We start from the raw sequence: 17,080 nt of genomic DNA on the forward strand, positions 1-17,080 counted from the left end.
TAAATTATTTTACATAAGTTAATAATATTTAATCTATAACTTTAGATAGATAAAACTGGAGCGTTATGTTTCTAAGGTTGTAGGACAAGTAAATGGAGACGGTCATAGATAGAGAATTGGTAGAAACTAATGCATGACCACAATCCTATTGCTTTTTGCAGTAAGAACGAAAGGAGAATTTGATGGTAACCGCCACAGCACCAGAACAAAATGTGAAAATCGGTCCGACTCAGTTGTTAATTAACAACGAATGGGTGGAAAGCGCCACAGGTCGCCGATTTGAGACGATCAATCCCGCCACAGGAGAGGTTATCTGTGATGTGGCTGAAGCAGACGCCCCCGATGTAGATAGGGCGGTGCAAGCAGCGCGGGCAGCATTTGAGAGTGGGGAATGGCGCACCATGTCCGCCAGTAGTCGGGGACGATTACTCTATAAACTGGCAGATTTAATTGAACAGAACAAAGAAGAACTGGCACGCTTAGAAAGCCTTGATAACGGCAAACCTCTAGGTGAGTCAATGAATGGTGACTTGCCATTAACCATTGCTTGCTACCGTTATTATGCAGGTTGGGCAGATAAGATTGAGGGCAAAACCATCCCGATTAATGGTCCTTACTTCTGCTATACGCGACACGAACCTGTGGGAGTTGTGGGTCAAATTATTCCCTGGAACTTCCCCTTGTTAATGCAAGCCTGGAAACTCGCACCAGCATTGGCGGCTGGTAATACAGTAATTCTGAAAGTAGCAGAACAAACACCCCTAACCGCATTGCGAGTCGGTGAACTGATTCTGGAAGCGGGTTTTCCTCCGGGCGTTGTGAATATTCTACCCGGTTATGGACCCACAGCCGGAGGTGCGATCGCGTCTCATCCCGATATCAATAAATTAGCCTTTACGGGTTCAACAGAGGTGGGACATTTGGTTATGGAACAAGCCGCCAAAACCAACCTCAAGCGCGTCACCTTAGAATTGGGCGGTAAGAGTCCCAATATCGTCTTTGCTGACGCTGATATGGATGCGGCGATTGAAGGTGTCCATCACGGTCTATTTTTCAACCAAGGTCAATGTTGTAATGCGGGTTCACGAGTATTTGTAGAAGAAAAATGCTACGACGAGTTTGTGGCTAAATGTGTAGAACGGGCAAAACAGCGCACCGTCGGTGATCCTTTTGATGCCAAAACCAAGCAAGGACCCCAAGTGGATCAGGCTCAATTTGATAAAATCATGAGCTATATTGAAGCCGGACAGCGAGAAGGGGCAAAAATGCTGTGTGGCGGAAATCGAATTGGCGATCGCGGCTTCTTTGTTGAACCGACTGTCTTTGCTGATGTTGATAACTCCATGAAGATTGCCCAAGAGGAAATCTTTGGTCCGGTGATGAGCATTATTAAGTTTAAAGACATCGATGAAGCGATTCGTCTGGGAAACACCACTATGTACGGACTCGCCGCAGGAGTGTGGACAAAAGACATAGCTAAAGCCCACGCGATCGCTCATAATGTGCGTGCAGGTACAGTTTGGGTCAATTGCTACCATGTCTTTGACGCGGCTGCACCCTTTGGTGGATTTAAACAGTCTGGCATAGGTCGCGAATTAGGTGAGTATTGTTTAGAGAATTACACTGAAGTGAAAACCGTGACCGTGCAACTGTAGGCGACAATATCATAGCAGTGGGATGGGGGAGTGGTTAGTTGATTAAAAATTAATGATTCCCCTATCTCTACCTGAGTTAAAAGTAAAAAAACTCTTGTCACCTTTTTGATAGATAAGTAGTTACAAGTAGTTGTAAAAACAGACAGGATTAAAGATTACAAAAAGGGGAATAAGCGTACTAAAAGGATTAAAAATGGAGACAACTTCACCCGTTTCCGAGTCCTCAAGCTTTTGCCGTGCCCCTTTGCGAAGTGAGCAGGAGACACAAGCAAGAGCCAAGTTTTCAGCAATTGTCTCGCCACCAGCTACGACAGGAACAATGTGGTCGATATGGAAAGTAGCTACTTGACCAATTTGTGATATACCGCAATATTCACAGCGGTTATCTGCTCTTTGAATGACTAATCGGCGGAGGGAAGCTGGAATTGTTGCCATCTATGCTTGCTTCATCACCCGTGTTGATTGCAAACGCAGTAGAGATAAAAATTCCACAAGTTCAACCAGTCCTTCTGCTTCCTGTCGTTCTGCCTGAGACAGGGTATAGCCCTCATCCTGACGATCCAACAAAAATTGTAGGCGTGCGTGAACCGCTTGGGGAAGCTGGAATCGGGTTAGTTCAATAGGAATTTCGACGATTTCGGGCATAGAGCTGCACTATTCTTTTGGAGGATGCCAAAGTGAGCTATGGCTATTGTATCACATTAGGAAACCTAACATACTCCCACAGTTCAGAGCATCTTTTGCGCCGTCGCCGGAGAATACCGCTGATTAAGCGCCACTCTCACCGCTGCGGTATGCTGATATTTTAACCCTAAGCTGCGGTAAGCTGTTCGGCATTTAAACCATAATGTCAATAATGGAGAAATTCTTGCCGTAGTGCGTTAAGCGAAGCCATGCCGCAGGCTTTGCATCTTGCTCGCTACATTGAGCATCTTGCTCGCTACCCATTCCCAATTTAAATGCATGACAGCTTAGGCAACAATGGGTAGTTAACCTAGATTTGGTATAATAAATTGTCAATATACTCAGAGGTTAACGTATGGTTTATACGTCATCTCAACTGCTAATTTTCGAGGAATTTATCGCCCACTATAGCAACAATACTCGCTATGAATTAGCGGATGGAGAGTTAATTGACATGGAACCAACGGGACCTCATGAAACAGTCGCGGGAAAATTAGCCAGTAAACTGAGTATTGAGTTAGAACGACAAGGACATCCCTGGTTTATTCCGCGCACTTGTATTGTTAGACCTTTTACAGATGCAGCTACGGCGCGTCGTCCTGATGTCGTGGTTTTAGATGAAACTGCATTAGTGAATGAGCCGTTATGGGAGCGAGAACCTGTGATTACGTTGGGAACTTCGATTAAATTGATTCTTGAAGTAGTAAGTACAAATTGGGAGACAGATTATGCTCGTAAAGTTGAAGAATATGCCTTGTTGGGTATTCCCGAATATTGGATTGTTGATTATCGAGGATTAGGTGGTGTTGCTTTCATTGGCAGACCCAAGCAGCCAACTATTACAGTTTGTCAGTTAGTCGGTGAAGACTATGTTCAACAGCAATATCGACTGGGAAAGTTAATTGAGTCACGAATGTTACCCAGGTTAGCATTTAAACTTGATGATGTGCTGCCAAGATGAGGCTGTACGATTAAGGTTATGTCCCAATGGTGAGACATGGTTAAACGCAAGTGCAGCATAATTATTTACTACCGCCAACTGAGTGAAAAGTTAGACAATACCTTACAACAACACGAGGAAAACGATTAAGTGATTTGGGCAGTCTGGATGTGCGAAAATGCTTGTTTTACCGTTGTTGAATAAACTTAACAGGAATAGATGCTGAGGGTTGCCTCCAATGGATGAAAGTCGTCGGCAAGACTATCGTAATCTAATACAAATGCTGCTGAATTGTCCTAGTGGTGACGAACCAATAATTTTGAGGGCAAATTCAAACCTCATAGATGCTGGTTTAGTACAGACTATGCTACAGATAGCGGCTGGTTTGATAGTTACAGGTAAGCTGGACGCTTCTGATTTTTTAATGAATGTTACTGGTTACCTGTTAGGAGTGTACAGCACGCCCATAAAGAGATTGTCAAGCAAAGATGCACCAATAGCAGTTGGTATCGGCAACTCATTTGCAGTAATCCCAGAACCAGAAAAGTATGCCAGTTTCTTAGGTGAACTAATGCAGGCAATTTTAGATCACAGAAGGAATCTAGAAGGAGTATATCCTTTTCTGAAAGCTAACTTGGACAAACTGGATGATACCTTTGCTCAAGTATTGCACGACTGGGCAACATCACTCTTATTGAAACTGGAGCCAGCAGACGCAGAAAACCTTGCGGTAGACATCGGCAATTTCGGTTTTCTGCTTCAGCAATTTCCACTAGGCAGCAAAGCTAGCAACTTAGAAATTGCTATTACAGCTTACCAATTTACTGTTACAGTTTTAAGCCGTGAAGGTTTTCCAAAAGAGTGGGCAAATACTCACAACAATCTGGGTCAAGCCTACCGTAATCGAATTCGCGGTGACAAGCCACAGAATCTGGAAAAAGCGATCGCAGCTTTCCAAAACGCCTTGCAAGTCTACACCCAAAAAGATTTTCTACAACGGTGGGCAATGATCAAAAACAATTTGGGTCTTGTCTACAGGGAGCAAGGGTGGATTGAGCAGGCAGTCGCGGCACATGAAGACGCACTAAAAGGCTATAGCTATCAGGAGTTTCCAGAAGAATGGGGAGTATCCAAATTTTGCGCGTTAGCTCTTTTAAGGGGGGCTGAAACTCTTGCAATGTCGTTACTTTGGGTAATGTTTATTCCAAAATTGGATACTCCCGAAGAATGGGCAGATACCCAAACCTATCTGGGCAATGTCTACAGCGATAAGGGGGAAGTTGATAAGGCAATCGCAGCTTACAAAAAAGCTCTAAAAGTCCGTATTTCTGGGACATATAAGTGGGCAGAAACACAGAATAATTTGGCAGCTCAGTATCGCGAAATTGGGCAGATTGCTCAAGCGATCGCCATCTACAAAGACAACCTGCAAGTTTACACCCACAAGGAATTTCCAGAACGCTGGGCTACAACCCATTACAATTTAGCTCGTGCCTATAGTAAGGCAGGACAGATCAAACAGGCAATTAAAGCTTATCAGTCAGCTCTAAAGGTGTACACACCTGCTGCTTTTCCCATCGAATGCTTGCACTGTGGAAATAACCTCGGTCACCTAGCATTCGACGCTGAGCGTTTAGAAGAGGCAATTGAAGCTTATGGCGTTGCTATTGAAGCTGTTGAGGAGAGTTGGGCTTGGGCGAGTACCGATGCACGGCGTCAAGAGATTCAAACAGAAGCGATAGGTGTCTACATCGGAATTGTAAAATCCTACGTCAAAACCAAGCAGTGGAAGACAGCAATTGAATACGCTGAGCGTAGCAAAGCCCGTAACTTAGTACAACTCCTGGCTAATCGTGACCTTTATCCAAAAGGAGCTTCAGAAAGTGACTGCAACCAACTAAAGTATCTGCGTCGGGAAATTGCGGCAAAGCAACGGCAGTTAGAAACTACCCAGATAAATTTTTCTACTGGCATCGAGGAAAATAAGCAACTACTAGACCAAACTTATTCCGAGCAATTGCGCCAAGAACTGGATAAGTTGCAGCAACAATTGAATGATTTGCTGGAACAAATCAAGACACTAGATCCCAACTTCAGCTTCACTCAACGGGTCGAACCCATCTCTTTTGAGAGGATTCAGGCATTGCTACCCAATGATAAAACTGTCCTCATCGAGTGGTACGTTTTAGGTGACACTTTTCTAACCTTTATCGTTACCCGCCAAAGCCCGGGAATTACTGTTTGGCAATCCTCTCCAGAAGACGCTCAAGCTTTATTTGACTGGCTTAGAGAGGATTTTTCTGACGACGAGCAACCCTCAAAGGAAAATTGGAAAAACCAGCTAGAGTTCAAGCTTCATCACCTTGCTCAAATTCTGCATTTAGAGGAAATCCTATCCCATGTTCCAGAGACCTGCGATCGCGTAATTCTGATTCCCCATTTCTTACTCCACCTGCTTCCCCTTCACGCCCTACCAGTCACTTCTACGGATACGTCTCCCGTCGAAGAGGATAGAAGTCCGCTAGCAAAGAAGAGAGAATCTGACGCTGATCCTGCCAGACAAAAATGCCTCCTTGACCGATTTCCTGAAGGTGTGAGTTATGCACCTAGTTGCGGACTATTGCAGCTAACTCAAAACTCGCAACACTCTGAATTTAGCTATTTCTTTGGCATCCAAAATCCCACTCAAGACCTGAATTACGCCGATCTTGAAGTCGAAACAATCAGGCAGGACTTCCACCCCAATGATAAAGTCTTTGCGAGAGAGGCTGCTACGAAACAAGCCATCTACAACCAGCAACTTCATCTTGCCCACTGTATCCACTTTTCCTGTCATGGCTATTTTGATTCAGAAGCCCCCCTGCGTTCTGCCCTACTCCTCGCAGATGCCACGCCAACACAAACAGAAACTTCCCAGATGACAAACCCAGAGCGCTACATTCATTTAAGAGAGGGTAGCACCGTTAATCAGGGAAAGTGTTTGACATTGGGAGAAATTTTTGGGCTAGAGCTTAGCCAATGCCGCCTTGTCACTCTCTCTGCCTGCGAAACTGGCATAACCTCTCCCAAGGGTTTGATCGACGAATACATAGGCATACCCAGTGGCTTCCTCATCGCAGGTTCTCCCAGTGTCGTTAGTTCCCTTTGGAGAGTGAACGACTTATCGACAGCCCTGTTGATGATTAAGTTCTATCAAAATCTCAAATCCGGCTCAACCGTCGCCGTAGCCCTCAACACTGCCCAAACCTGGCTCAGAGATGCTACAAAAGAACAATTGCAGCAGTGGGCAAGCCAACTCCCCTTGGATGATGAACAGGAACTACAATTGGATGCTTTCTTCTATAATTTACAACCGAGTAGCAAACCCTTTGAATCTCCCTACCACTGGGCAGCATTCTGTGCCATTGGTCAATAACCCGTGAAAACTGATAGCATCTTCTACAACCTGTTCCAAGCCTTTCCTAGCATCTTCTTTGAACTGATCAATCGTTCCCCTGAAGAAGCCGCTAGCTACGAATTCACCTCCCGCGAAGTCAAACAATTAGCCTTTCGCCTAGATGGTTTATTCCTACCCAAAACCAACGAACCCGACAAACCGTTCTACCTCGTGGAAGTTCAGTTTCAGCCCGACGCCTCCTTATACTACCGCCTATTTGCTGAACTCTTCCTCTTCTTAAAACAATACCAACCCCCTCACCCCTGGCAAATTGTTGTCATCTATGCCAACCGCCCTATCGAACGAGAGCAACCCTTACATTTTGGTAACCTCTTAGCCCTAAACCAGGTGAGACGAATTTACCTCGATGAATTAGGAGAAGCTGCCGAACGCTCATTAGGGGTAGGAGTTGTTAAGCTTGTAATCGAGCCGGAAGAAACAGCCGGACAACTCGCTCGACACTTAATTGAACAAGCCCAACAACAGCTAAACGATGAAGCTGTCCAGCGTGACCTGATTAATCTCATTGAAACGATTATTGTCTACAAATTACCACAAAAAAGCCGCGAGGAGATTGCCGCCATGTTGGGATTAAGCGAACTGAAAAAGACCCGATTTTATCAAGAAGTCTTTGAAGAAGGTAAACAGGAAGGTAAGCAAGAGGCAAAATTAGAGACAGTGCTAGCATTGCTCCAGTTAGGATTAACCTCAGCTCAGATTGCTGAAGCACTCCAATTGCCTTTGGAATTAGTCCAGCAAACTGCACAACAAACAACCCGTAAAGCTATGTCATTCTCTGAACAAAATGTTGCTACTTTCATTGAACTACTAACCCGTCAGCGTTCCCTCTTTACGCCAGAATACTTAGCGGAGTTGGATCAGGTAGTCGAGCCGTTACCAGATGATATTACAGAAATATCGAAGGCATTGTCATCATGGTTAAAAAAACACCCAAGAATTCGCGAAGCCCAATTAACACTTATCCCTAACCCTAATGATTCAGGAGAGAAAGCACCAGGTAGCAAAGAAGGCAACGTCAAAACTCCCAACTACGAACTCAATAAACAAACCCTAAAAAATGCCATTCAGCAAAGCTCCTCTTCCCAGGATTCCCAGTCATCAAACTCTGGCTCATGAAGGTTGCTAACCCAAAACTGACACTCTACGCCTTTCATCTGCGTAACAATTTAGCTCAAGGTGAAGAACAACCCGTTGATGATGCGAATCACCTGTGGGAGCAATGTCAACAATTGGGTAAAAAGCTTAATGTTCCTAGACTTGAATCTTTGCTTGATCGTCTCCAAGATAGCCAGGGCAAAATTGGGATAAGTCCAAATTGGGATAACCCAAAAAGCGACTATCTAGAATTACTCCAACCAGAGCATCTATTAAGTTTCTCCGCCATTAATAACGGTAGTTCACTCCAACTCAGAGGCGAAGTTTATCCCCTGCAAATCCACGATACCTATGCCGTTGACATTACCTTGCGCTATCCTTATCCTCATGTTGAAATTGACCAATTGGCAGGATTAAATCCTCAAGGTTGTCTACAAATCGCTCAAAGCAACTCTTTACTGGGGCAAACTCTAGTCCTTTTTGCCCAGCCAGAGGGGAAACTCAACGACATTCAAGCCTTTACGGATAACTGTCTGAATGCAATTGTGCCAGAATTAGACAGACAAAATTACAGGCTTTCTGCTCAAGGTAAATTTTTAGGTAGTCCAATTTTTGAATATAACAATATTCAAGAAAATCCGGCTCAACTCAGCCATATTCTCATCTGGCTCAATTACCACCCTCAAACGGAAACCTTAGAAACAGCCGTAGATTACGGTCAACCTCTGATTAATCTACTGTGCTGTCGTAGTAAAATTCTCTATACCTACTCCGAATCTCGATGGTGCAATCAGCAGGCACGAAAGCTCTACAGACAATTAGATGGTAAAGCTAAAGGATTGAAGAACTTGCCCTTGGAGCCTACTCAAAGGCTGAAGCAACTCAAAGAATGGCTCACCGAACTTTCTCAAACTGCCTTTGACTACGCTAACCACCTGCGAGATTTAGAAATCCATCGTAACACCATTGAAACGAATAACAAAAACTATCAATTTTGGCTGGATCAGCTTAAGTTTATTAGCCTTGAAAAAGAGGATAATCTGGAATTATTGCAACAATTTATTAGCCACAATTTGGAAAGATTTATTGAACAAATAAACACAGATTTATCTTGTCTTCTCCCCAGTCAGCAACTATTCCAGCAGATGATAGAGACAATCAGGGGAATTGTTGAAACAGAACAGGCTGAGAGCGATCGCGCCACAGAATCGGCAGCTCAAAAACGACAACAACGATTAGAATTGTTAATTGCCGTTGTCAGTACAGGTTTAGCTGTCAGTGGTATCTCCTCTCAAGTCACTTCTGAACCTGTAAAAACAATTATCACTAAAAATCAACCCTCGGATAGCCCTGAAGCTGTCATTCCCATTTATCTTTCCTACTACAATTTCCTTGACGTACTGTTTCACATAATCGTGGGAGTTCTCATAGCGCTTCCTGTCGGTCTGATAGTTTGGTGGATGCAAAAACGGTCAAATCGCACTCGTTAACTTCATCCGCTGACCCTAAATAGGATTGCTATAAACAGCTTGCGGAATAATGATGGTTTTATAGAATTGCCGCAATAAATCGAGCTGACCAATTGCTGCCAGATTGGTGATGGGTGAGGTATCACTGACAACAATCATAGTAAGCCCATTAACTGCAAGGTTTGAATATCCGACTGAAACTCCTCTACATCAGGATAAAAGTTCATCTCGGCGAGTCGGACCCCCAACCTCTCCTCCGCGTGAAAACCAAGCTGTACTCAGGCGAATTTCTAAATCCTCCTCATTTCCACCCAGAACAAAATCGCCAACATCGTTGGTGGTCATATATAGCAATAGACACATCGATTAGGACGTTCGGCACCATTGTAGAGACGCGCCATGGTGCGTCTCTACATAAATGATGTGTCCTAACAGCCATGGCGGTTGCTATAATAACGCGCCTGTGCCGCCAGTTGTTCTTCACTAATTCCATAAAAATCAAGCTGTTCACGTTCGGGAATCAGTTTTAAATCCGGTTGCAAGTCTCCCAAATTATCGCGCACATCGGTTGTCCCCGGTATTTGCCGCAATGCTAACTGAATATCCCCAGAAATCCGCCGCAATTCACTCAGATTGTTCCCGGTAATTTCGACTTGGATCGGGTCTTCATTTTGGGCGGCTTGTTGGCTGTTGATCACTAAAGTTGCACCGGGATAAGATGTCAGTGCCGCTTCCAGTTGGGGACGCAGTTTATCCACGTATTCAAAGGAGGTAAACTGCCGCTGTTCTTCAGGAACAAATACAGCATCAAATCCCACCAAATAGCTGGCTTGGCTGGGCTGCAATTCACCCGAACTGACTAAGGTACTGCGTCGTCCAACATATTTAATTACACTTTCAAAATAGTCTTTAGACCGTAAATGTTGACCCAAATCATCCGCTACCGCTTGTGATATTTCCAGCGTGGTTGTCGGCGGCATTTCCACATTAATACTCAAATCCCGTGCGTCGGTTTCGGGAAAAAACACCGTGGGAATTTGGGTAAAGGCAAAGACGACACAGAGAAATAAGGCAATGGTTCCCGCCGTCCACGCCCGGGCAGTGGTTTGATTACGAACGGTATGATTTAAACTCCACTGAGTAAACCGTTCCGATGCAGTTTCACTGAGTTGGTCAATGCGGGAGGTTTTATTTTCTTTGCTGACTCCAGCTAACAGAAAACGAGATAACGGCACATCCACCAAAATCGCGATCGCAAAACTCAGCAGCAGGCAGGTAATCGCCGTAATCGGCAGCAAGCGAACAAATTTACAAATACCGCTGCCATTGCCTGCCACGCATTGGTAAATAAGTTGGCTCTCCCGTACATAAGGTGATAAATTTTCCTTATATGTGTAGCGATTGGCTTGATTTGAAGAAAACCTAGCTTAATCGCTTAATTAGTTGGGTTTCCTTCGTCAACCCAACCTACAAGCATTACACCGTGGGACTTTGGCTTAATTCATAAGACTTTATTATCACCCTAAGTACGGGAGAGCCGAGAGAGTTTTGGCAAACTAGACTTATGCCCCTAGCATCAGTAACATAAGCTACAAAACTACCTATTTTTTTAGGCAGATGAATCCGGGTTTTATCGCTACCGTCATCTTGACTATGAACTGACCCAAGAAATTTTCTGAAATGTTCACAACGATTGGTCAATATCAAGATTTTTGATTAATAATAGGAGTTTTAATAGACAGAAAGAAAATTTCAAGAATCTGGGAGAAGCCCTAAATGAGCGATCGCCTGAATTTTTTATATCCTCGTTGTCGCTATCATGGTCATAAGAAACCGGAATATCTGGACTTTAATGCCAATTTACAAGAATTTGCTCAGCGAGTGACCACCATCTGCAACCTACAAACCTCAGGAAAATTGCCTCCGGAACAGGCTTATGATCAAATTCAAGATCTTTGGCAGCAGTTACACTACTCAGGTCAGCATCTTCTGGATATTGATTAAACGCTGAATCATTCCCAATAAATCATCAACAAAGCGGCTATTCCTGCGACACTAGCCCAGGAGGGAAGCTTACTGCCGCTGTTTCAAATAGCAAATTTTCTCCAAAAAAGCAGTGATTCAAATCAATAATTTAGAGTGATGTGGCAACGCACACAGAGAATTATACTCTCAGTCAGTCGCCCAGAAAAGCTCACTCGCCGGCTCCAGACAAAAGCAAACAAAAATTACGTCGATTTAGCATGAAAAATTCGGCAATCTGGCGTAGGTCTAAATAGCCTCCTTACCTACACAATAGGGAGAGGAATAATCCAGCCTAATAGACAGAACACAATGCAAATCACGCCTTTAACAAAAACCCATAAAACACGGATATTGCTAGCGGAAGACAATCGGGTGAATCAGAAATTTGCCCTCCTGTTGCTCAAGAAACTGGGCTATCAGACTGATGTCGTGAGTAACGGTGCAGAAGCATTACAGGCTTTGCAGAGCCAGTCTTATGATGTCGTGTTTATGGATGTGGAAATGCCAGAAATGGATGGTTTAACCGCGACGCGCCAGATATGTGAGCAGTGGGCTGCTGGCGAACGCCCCCGGATTATTGCGCTGACGGCTTATGCTCGGCGGGGGGATCGAGAACAGTGCTTGGCGGCGGGGATGGATGATTATATTACGAAACCGATTGAGTTGCCAAAACTGGTTCAGGCGTTGCAGAAGGTATCGGATAGTCATCAGGGGTTACATGGAGATGAGGGCGCAGGTGTTTTTCCGGCGTCGCCAAGGTTGCTTGATACGGAGTCGGAGGTATTAGATCCTAAGATATGGCAATCCTTAGAGAAATTAGCGGGAGCAAAAGCCAATGTTGTCTTGGATAAAATTGTGGGGGACTATTTAGAAGATGCACCCGAACGACTTCAAGCCATTCAATCCGCGATCGCAACCCAAGATGCAGAGGCTCTAAGACAGGCGGCTCATAGTCTCCGTTCGAGTAGCGCGAATCTGGGTGCTGTCACTCTTTCCCATCTCTGCAAGGAGTTGGAAGCCTTGGCAGGTGCGGGTATAACTGAAGTCCCTGCGGAGCAACGGGTTCAGGTCGAGGTAGAGTATGAGAAGGTGAGAACTGCTTTAATTAAACAGGTGTCAAAATCCCCAATTCCCACTTCTAAATCAGCAGTCGCTTGTCCCCAGTTACCTTGAACTTCAGCAACCCCACGCTACTAACGTGGAGCGTGGGGATTGCCAGAGACAAGTCTGGTGACGCAAGAGTTGAATAGACCACTAGCCATCAACTGATACACACTTCCGAATGCTTCCCCAGTTCGGATCAACTGTAAGCCTACTTGTTATAGGCGCTTGAAGAAAGGACATTTTGTTGGTGGTGGTCGAGGGGACTGATAACTCACACGAGAGGCTTATATCCATGATTCGTGTTCCAGTTTTATCACCAAAAGGGAAACCATTAATGCCAGCTAAAGCTAGCCGTGTTCGACGGTGGTTAAAGTCAGGCAAGGTCAAGGTTATACGCAATGACTTAGGTGTCTTTCAAGTCCAGTTAGTCAAGGAACCGTCAGGTGAACAGACCCAAGATATTGCAGCCGGAATTGACCCGGGAAAGCTGTTTACTGGGATGGCTGTCCAGTCAAAAAGTGTCACCCTATTCCTTGCCCATCTGAACCTACCATTTAAAACCGTAACCAAGCGGATGCAAGGGCGGGCGATGATGCGACGAGGACGGCGAGGGCGACGGATTAACCGGAAGGTTCCTTATGACCAACGCAACCACCGCGAGTGCCGATTCGATAACCGCAAAGGTCATAAAATACCTCCCAGCATTCGGGCGAATAAGCAGTTAGCACTACGGGTGATCCAGGAGTTATCAAAGATTTACCCGTTTACTCATGTCCTCGTGGAGGTGATTAAAGCTAGAGGTGACAAGGGTTTTAGTCCGGCAATGGTCGGGCAGTATTGGCAAATTGAGCAGTTAGAACAAGCAGGCTATACCGTCCACACCCAAGAGGGATGGCACACCTCAAACCTAAGAAAGTATCTAGGCTTACCCAAGTCTAAGAATAAAGCTGAGGAATCACCCGCCGCCCATGCCGTTGACGGCATCTGCCTAGCCGCCTCCCGGTTTATACGGTATCGCCAGATTAAAGGCAGAAGTGGTACCTTCCTAGGGTCTATTACGGTAACACCATGTCAGTTTGCAGTGATTAGTCGCTCTCCAATTTGCCGCCGTCAGCTACATTTAATGATTCCCGGCAAGGGAGGGAAACGGCGGCATTATGGTGGCACCCTCACCCGTCACGGGTTGAGGAAGGGCGATTATGTCAAAGCTGAAAAGGCGGGTATCACTTACTACGGTTACGTTTCCGGTGACACTAAAACTCAAGTCTCGGTCAGTGACGCTAAATGGAAACGAATAGGGAGGTTTACCACCAAAAAAGTCCAATTGTTGCAACGAAATACCGGACTGGTATCAACAGTTGGGTTGTCAAACCTTGCCCTGAGCGAAGTCGAAGGGCGTGGTTTGACCTCTATCCCCCTCCGACCTACTTCGTTGAGGTCGGAGTCCCACGAGGTAAAACGATGGATTGTCAGCCCAATCAACCTTTAATCCTCGTCGTTGATGATGATCGTTCGATGCGCTCATTACTCAATTTAGCGATGACAGAAGAAGGGTATGGCGTCGTGGAAGCGAAGGATGGGGAGCAATGTCTGAGCGAATATATGCATCATCAGCCAGACATGGTATTGTTGGATGCAGTTATGCCGGGATTGGATGGCTTTACCTGCTGTCAGCGTTTGCGTTCTCTACCGGGAGGCGATCGCATCCCGATTTTAATGATTACGGTTTTGGATGATCAAGAGTCCGTGGATCGTGCTTTTGCCGTAGGTGCAACGGATTATGTCACCAAACCCATCTATTGGGCGGTTCTCTCCCAACGAGTACGGCGTCTCTTGGCGGCGGCTCAAGCTTTGACACAGGCGGAACAAGCCACCCAGCAATTACAGCGTTTACAACAGTGGGATGCTTTATTCGCAGAGATTCTCCAGCGCTTGGGTAAGTCTACTCCTGTGTTAACCCTGCTGGATTTCACGGTGGCGAAGCTGCGAGTTCAGTTAGAGGTTGAACGAGTCATCCTTTATACCTTAGGCGATCAATCGATTGTGGAATCCGTCGCCCCCGGATATCCCTCGGTGCTAGAACTTTCCCTTGCTGATCCCGGTTTAGAGGAAGACTATAAGACAGTGTACCAACAAGGGCAAATTGTCGCGATTGAGGATATTGAGCAAGAGCATATTGAGCAAACCGAACTCTCAGAGGAAGCGATCGCGCAACTGACTCCGTTAAAAACCAAAGCTGTTTTAATTGTACCCTTAATCAGTCACGGTCAACGATTAGGGGAGCTGTGTGTCCATCAATGTATAACACCACGCCATTGGGATCAGCCGACAATAGAGCGATTGACTAATCTGAGCAACTTACTCGCGATCGCGCTGTTCATGAACACAAATTCAACATAGCATAGACGCGATCGCTAACATCGATTGTCCAGACTGGAAATCAATCAATCTTTGAGGTTCTACCATGACTCTGGAAGAATTAGAGAGAGAGTATCGAGACGCGATCGACATTTTAGGCAACCAACTCCAAAATACTCTACTCGGACTATCTCAAACTGAAACCCGACTCACTCAAATCGGAGAATCTGTGAATAATCTTACCCGGATTATTGAGGAGTTTATTCAACAGCAACGCCAATCCGAGTCGGAATAGAAGGTTTTGTTGTTCATTTCTTGGTGAGTATCTAAAATACAGCGCTTTTCAAGTAAGTGAGGTACACAGACAGATCCCCGACTTCTCCAAGAAGTCGGGGATCTTGCTTAAGGCTGTACCTCATCAACCACCAAATCTGCTGGAAATGGCTAAACCCGTCCCTACCCGAAAACAGACGTGCCAATTATTTCAATTCCTTCTGAATCGCACGCCTAATATCCTGCACCATCGTCGGTTTCACCAAAAAACAGCAAGCCCCCAATTCAAATGCTCGCTGTTTATCCGAATTAAAGGAAAGTGCTGAAAGAATGACCACCGGGATTTGTAACGATTGGGATTGTCGCAGTTGTTCCATCAACGTAAAGCCATCAATCTCTGGTAACTTGAGATCCAGTAAAATTAAATCAGGTTTAACGTAGTCGCGAAAGTCCTCACCTTCAGCGATAGCAAGGTGAGGATGGACAGCTCTTAATCGGAGGTACGGAGATTTCCAAGTTATCCTGACACGCCAAATCTTTTGTAGTACAATGGCAATAATCCGCTTAGGTCTACCTTCTAAGGCATGGGAAGACAGATAGTCATGCTCGGTGTGATAGAGATGTAGTCCTTGCGCGGCTCGGAACTCGACCACCGTTCGCTTTTAGCGTCCTCCAAAAGAATAGCGCAAGATGCCAATAGGCATTATTCGGTTAGTACAGACGCTTCTCGCATCGCGTCTCTACAACCATAAACCGCGAAAACCAAGCGGACTAACAAAATATCACTGTCTGCGGAAGGCGGACGGCTGCCTGTGGACGCTGAGTAAGACCAATAGAGGGCAACCTTTGGAGGCGTCGGCGGATGAAGCGGGAAATCCCAAAGACGAATAAAACCGTCCTTGTTTTTAAGGAGTTGGAAGCCCCAACTTCAGCGAAGCAAGTTGGGGTACTTCACATTCTCTCACCACCTCTAAAAAATTAGCGCCATCGGGTTTAGCATAAACTTCATACCCATGCAACTCAAGATATTCACTAATTGCTTCCCGATTCAAGTCGTTATCTTCGATAAATAAAATTTTCACCAGCTACGATAGAGAGATTGACTGCTCCCGCTGCTAACCTCTACAAGGTATAAGTAGGTGGACACAATACAAGCTAACGAAGGGGGAAGCCAGCGGATGCTTCGCTTTTTGTTCCATGAGGGAGAATTCAAAGCCTCTCCAAATAAAAAAATATATTCCGCTTCCCTCTCCTTGTAGGAGAGGGCTAGGGAGAGGTTCGGAGAGAGGTTTAGAGAGAGGTTTTCCAGATCCCGTGAAAAGTAAGAGAGTTCACCTTGTTCGGTGTAGAGGCGGATTCTGGTTGTAGTACAAATCAAGCCGCGCCAAACTCTTCTTGCAACGCTTCATCATTATCATCAGCAATAGTAGCAACAATCGTAATCGCCCGAGAAATTTCTCCCGGCGATAGTTCAGCCACCGTGCGCGATGATAACACCACCACTTGATCATCCACAATCCCAAAACGGGATTCAAAGGTATCTGACCAGTTCATTTCCAGAAGCCTACGCATCAATTCAGCTTCTTTTTCTGCCGGGAGGTTCAGCACCGAAGACCAAACGGTGAATGTATCCTCGTCTGTAGAACCCGTTAGCTGGACAAAGACTTCTACGCTACCATACTTAAACTTCCAGAGATAGCCTTCGTCGTTATGGCTTACCATAGCACTGTCATCTTGCTCCAGGCTAGAGATGACTGTTTCGATGGTTTCTACATAGTTGACGGTAGTCTTGTCTTGGATAAACTCCGTGGGAACCATCTCCTCCGTTGACAAGCCTTCAGTAGACACCGTTTCTGAACTTGATTTTTGAGTGGTCATAAACGTTTCTCTATAGGAGTTGACAATTTTATATAACACAAGGCGTGGTATTTGCCTAATCCGGCAATTCATCTCACGCCATAATCCCAAGATTTGGTGTCCTGGATACAGGAATATCCCTCAAGCTTATTTTATCGAGATC

At 45.3% G+C, this 17,080-nt stretch carries 17 protein-coding genes and 2 pseudogenes; 11 read left to right on the forward strand and 8 right to left on the reverse strand.

From position 1 onward, the window contains the following. Nucleotides 1–182: 182 nt before the first annotated feature. A complete protein-coding gene (locus MC7420_RS01710; protein ID WP_006098251.1) occupies nt 183–1,655 on the forward strand; it encodes an aldehyde dehydrogenase family protein in 1,473 nt (490 codons plus the stop codon). 183 nt (nt 1,656–1,838) lie between these two features. On the opposite strand, the pseudogene MC7420_RS01715 reads toward MC7420_RS01710, so the two are convergent. Next, nucleotides 1,839–2,090: pseudogene (locus tag MC7420_RS01715) on the reverse strand (HNH endonuclease); the annotation flags it as partial. Further along, complete coding sequence (locus tag MC7420_RS01720; protein ID WP_006098052.1) at nt 2,091–2,300, reverse strand: hypothetical protein; 210 nt, start codon at nt 2,298–2,300, stop codon at nt 2,091–2,093. Between the two features lie 394 nt (nt 2,301–2,694). Here MC7420_RS01720 and MC7420_RS01725 point away from each other — a divergent pair, with 394 nt between their 5' ends. The 4 genes from MC7420_RS01725 to MC7420_RS01740 all read left to right on the forward strand — a co-directional run bounded on the left by MC7420_RS01725 (nt 2,695) and on the right by MC7420_RS01740 (nt 9,321). After that, complete coding sequence (locus MC7420_RS01725; protein ID WP_006097969.1) at nt 2,695–3,300, forward strand: Uma2 family endonuclease; 606 nt, start codon at nt 2,695–2,697, stop codon at nt 3,298–3,300. A gap of 217 nt (nt 3,301–3,517) precedes the next feature. Then, nucleotides 3,518–6,694, forward strand: a complete 3,177-nt coding sequence (locus MC7420_RS01730; protein ID WP_006098263.1) for a CHAT domain-containing protein — start codon at nt 3,518–3,520, stop codon at nt 6,692–6,694. A 3-nt stretch (nt 6,695–6,697) separates the two neighbouring features. Further along, on the forward strand, nt 6,698–7,852 hold the full coding sequence (locus tag MC7420_RS01735; protein WP_006098064.1) for an Rpn family recombination-promoting nuclease/putative transposase: 1,155 nt from the start codon (nt 6,698–6,700) through the stop codon (nt 7,850–7,852). After that, on the forward strand, nt 7,849–9,321 hold the full coding sequence (locus MC7420_RS01740) for a hypothetical protein (RefSeq protein ID WP_006098228.1): 1,473 nt from the start codon (nt 7,849–7,851) through the stop codon (nt 9,319–9,321). The genes MC7420_RS01735 and MC7420_RS01740 overlap by 4 nt, the downstream gene beginning before the upstream one ends. 30 nt (nt 9,322–9,351) lie before the next feature. Here the strand turns inward: MC7420_RS01740 and MC7420_RS41075 are convergent. The 3 genes and pseudogenes from MC7420_RS41075 to MC7420_RS01745 all read right to left on the reverse strand — a co-directional run. Further along, nucleotides 9,352–9,459 (reverse strand): annotated as a pseudogene (locus tag MC7420_RS41075) (DUF3368 domain-containing protein); the annotation flags it as partial. A gap of 51 nt (nt 9,460–9,510) precedes the next feature. Continuing rightward, nucleotides 9,511–9,645: a hypothetical protein gene (locus tag MC7420_RS43175; RefSeq protein ID WP_006098173.1), complete on the reverse strand. Its 135-nt coding sequence runs from the start codon at nt 9,643–9,645 to the stop codon at nt 9,511–9,513. Nucleotides 9,646–9,728: 83 nt separating this feature from the next. Next, a complete protein-coding gene (locus MC7420_RS01745; protein WP_044204278.1) occupies nt 9,729–10,637 on the reverse strand; it encodes an efflux RND transporter permease subunit in 909 nt (302 codons plus the stop codon). A gap of 439 nt (nt 10,638–11,076) precedes the next feature. Between MC7420_RS01745 and MC7420_RS01750 the strand changes: the two genes are divergently transcribed. The 5 genes from MC7420_RS01750 to MC7420_RS01770 all read left to right on the forward strand — a co-directional run bounded on the left by MC7420_RS01750 (nt 11,077) and on the right by MC7420_RS01770 (nt 15,082). Further along, complete coding sequence (locus tag MC7420_RS01750) at nt 11,077–11,304, forward strand: DUF7219 family protein (RefSeq protein WP_006098236.1); 228 nt, start codon at nt 11,077–11,079, stop codon at nt 11,302–11,304. A 330-nt stretch (nt 11,305–11,634) separates the two neighbouring features. Continuing rightward, on the forward strand, nt 11,635–12,498 hold the full coding sequence (locus tag MC7420_RS01755; protein WP_006098014.1) for a response regulator: 864 nt from the start codon (nt 11,635–11,637) through the stop codon (nt 12,496–12,498). 223 nt (nt 12,499–12,721) lie between these two features. Beyond that, nucleotides 12,722–13,918 (forward strand): RRXRR domain-containing protein, encoded by a 1,197-nt coding sequence (locus MC7420_RS01760; RefSeq protein WP_006098255.1) that lies wholly within the window; start codon nt 12,722–12,724, stop codon nt 13,916–13,918. Further along, entirely contained in the window at nt 13,891–14,829 is a 939-nt protein-coding gene (locus MC7420_RS01765; protein ID WP_006098259.1) for a response regulator, read from the forward strand. Before MC7420_RS01760 ends, MC7420_RS01765 begins: the two co-directional genes overlap by 28 nt. A gap of 64 nt (nt 14,830–14,893) precedes the next feature. Next, complete coding sequence (locus MC7420_RS01770; RefSeq protein WP_006097802.1) at nt 14,894–15,082, forward strand: hypothetical protein; 189 nt, start codon at nt 14,894–14,896, stop codon at nt 15,080–15,082. 184 nt (nt 15,083–15,266) lie between these two features. On the opposite strand, the gene MC7420_RS01775 is transcribed toward MC7420_RS01770, so the two are convergent. Continuing rightward, nucleotides 15,267–15,713 carry a response regulator gene (locus tag MC7420_RS01775; protein WP_006098074.1) on the reverse strand — a complete coding sequence of 149 codons (447 nt, stop codon included), beginning with the start codon at nt 15,711–15,713 and terminating at the stop codon, nt 15,267–15,269. A gap of 37 nt (nt 15,714–15,750) precedes the next feature. On the opposite strand from MC7420_RS01775, the gene MC7420_RS38950 reads away from it, so the two are divergent. After that, a complete protein-coding gene (locus tag MC7420_RS38950; RefSeq protein ID WP_157452983.1) occupies nt 15,751–15,951 on the forward strand; it encodes a hypothetical protein in 201 nt (66 codons plus the stop codon). 14 nt (nt 15,952–15,965) lie between these two features. Here MC7420_RS38950 and MC7420_RS37720 read toward each other — a convergent pair whose 3' ends face one another. After that, nucleotides 15,966–16,142 carry a response regulator transcription factor gene (locus tag MC7420_RS37720; protein WP_006098317.1) on the reverse strand — a complete coding sequence of 59 codons (177 nt, stop codon included), beginning with the start codon at nt 16,140–16,142 and terminating at the stop codon, nt 15,966–15,968. A gap of 292 nt (nt 16,143–16,434) precedes the next feature. Further along, nucleotides 16,435–16,938: a YbjN domain-containing protein gene (locus tag MC7420_RS01780; RefSeq protein ID WP_044204282.1), complete on the reverse strand. Its 504-nt coding sequence runs from the start codon at nt 16,936–16,938 to the stop codon at nt 16,435–16,437. Between the last annotated feature and the right edge of the window lie 142 nt (nt 16,939–17,080).

Source organism: Coleofasciculus chthonoplastes PCC 7420, from assembly GCF_000155555.1.
Classification (GTDB): Bacteria; Cyanobacteriota; Cyanobacteriia; order Cyanobacteriales; family Coleofasciculaceae; genus Coleofasciculus; species Coleofasciculus chthonoplastes_A.

Coding starts and splice junctions, on each gene's coding strand:
- MC7420_RS01740 (WP_006098228.1), top strand. CDS start 7,849: ATGAAGGTTGCTAACCCAAAACTGACACTCTACGCCTTTCATCTGCGT.
- MC7420_RS01730 (WP_006098263.1), top strand. CDS start 3,518: ATGGATGAAAGTCGTCGGCAAGACTATCGTAATCTAATACAAATGCTG.
- MC7420_RS43175 (WP_006098173.1), bottom strand. CDS start 9,645: ATGACCACCAACGATGTTGGCGATTTTGTTCTGGGTGGAAATGAGGAG.
- MC7420_RS01765 (WP_006098259.1), top strand. CDS start 13,891: ATGGATTGTCAGCCCAATCAACCTTTAATCCTCGTCGTTGATGATGAT.
- MC7420_RS01725 (WP_006097969.1), top strand. CDS start 2,695: ATGGTTTATACGTCATCTCAACTGCTAATTTTCGAGGAATTTATCGCC.
- MC7420_RS01750 (WP_006098236.1), top strand. CDS start 11,077: ATGAGCGATCGCCTGAATTTTTTATATCCTCGTTGTCGCTATCATGGT.
- MC7420_RS38950 (WP_157452983.1), top strand. CDS start 15,751: ATGCCAATAGGCATTATTCGGTTAGTACAGACGCTTCTCGCATCGCGT.
- MC7420_RS01770 (WP_006097802.1), top strand. CDS start 14,894: ATGACTCTGGAAGAATTAGAGAGAGAGTATCGAGACGCGATCGACATT.
- MC7420_RS01720 (WP_006098052.1), bottom strand. CDS start 2,300: ATGCCCGAAATCGTCGAAATTCCTATTGAACTAACCCGATTCCAGCTT.
- MC7420_RS01760 (WP_006098255.1), top strand. CDS start 12,722: ATGATTCGTGTTCCAGTTTTATCACCAAAAGGGAAACCATTAATGCCA.
- MC7420_RS01710 (WP_006098251.1), top strand. CDS start 183: ATGGTAACCGCCACAGCACCAGAACAAAATGTGAAAATCGGTCCGACT.
- MC7420_RS01755 (WP_006098014.1), top strand. CDS start 11,635: ATGCAAATCACGCCTTTAACAAAAACCCATAAAACACGGATATTGCTA.
- MC7420_RS01780 (WP_044204282.1), bottom strand. CDS start 16,938: ATGACCACTCAAAAATCAAGTTCAGAAACGGTGTCTACTGAAGGCTTG.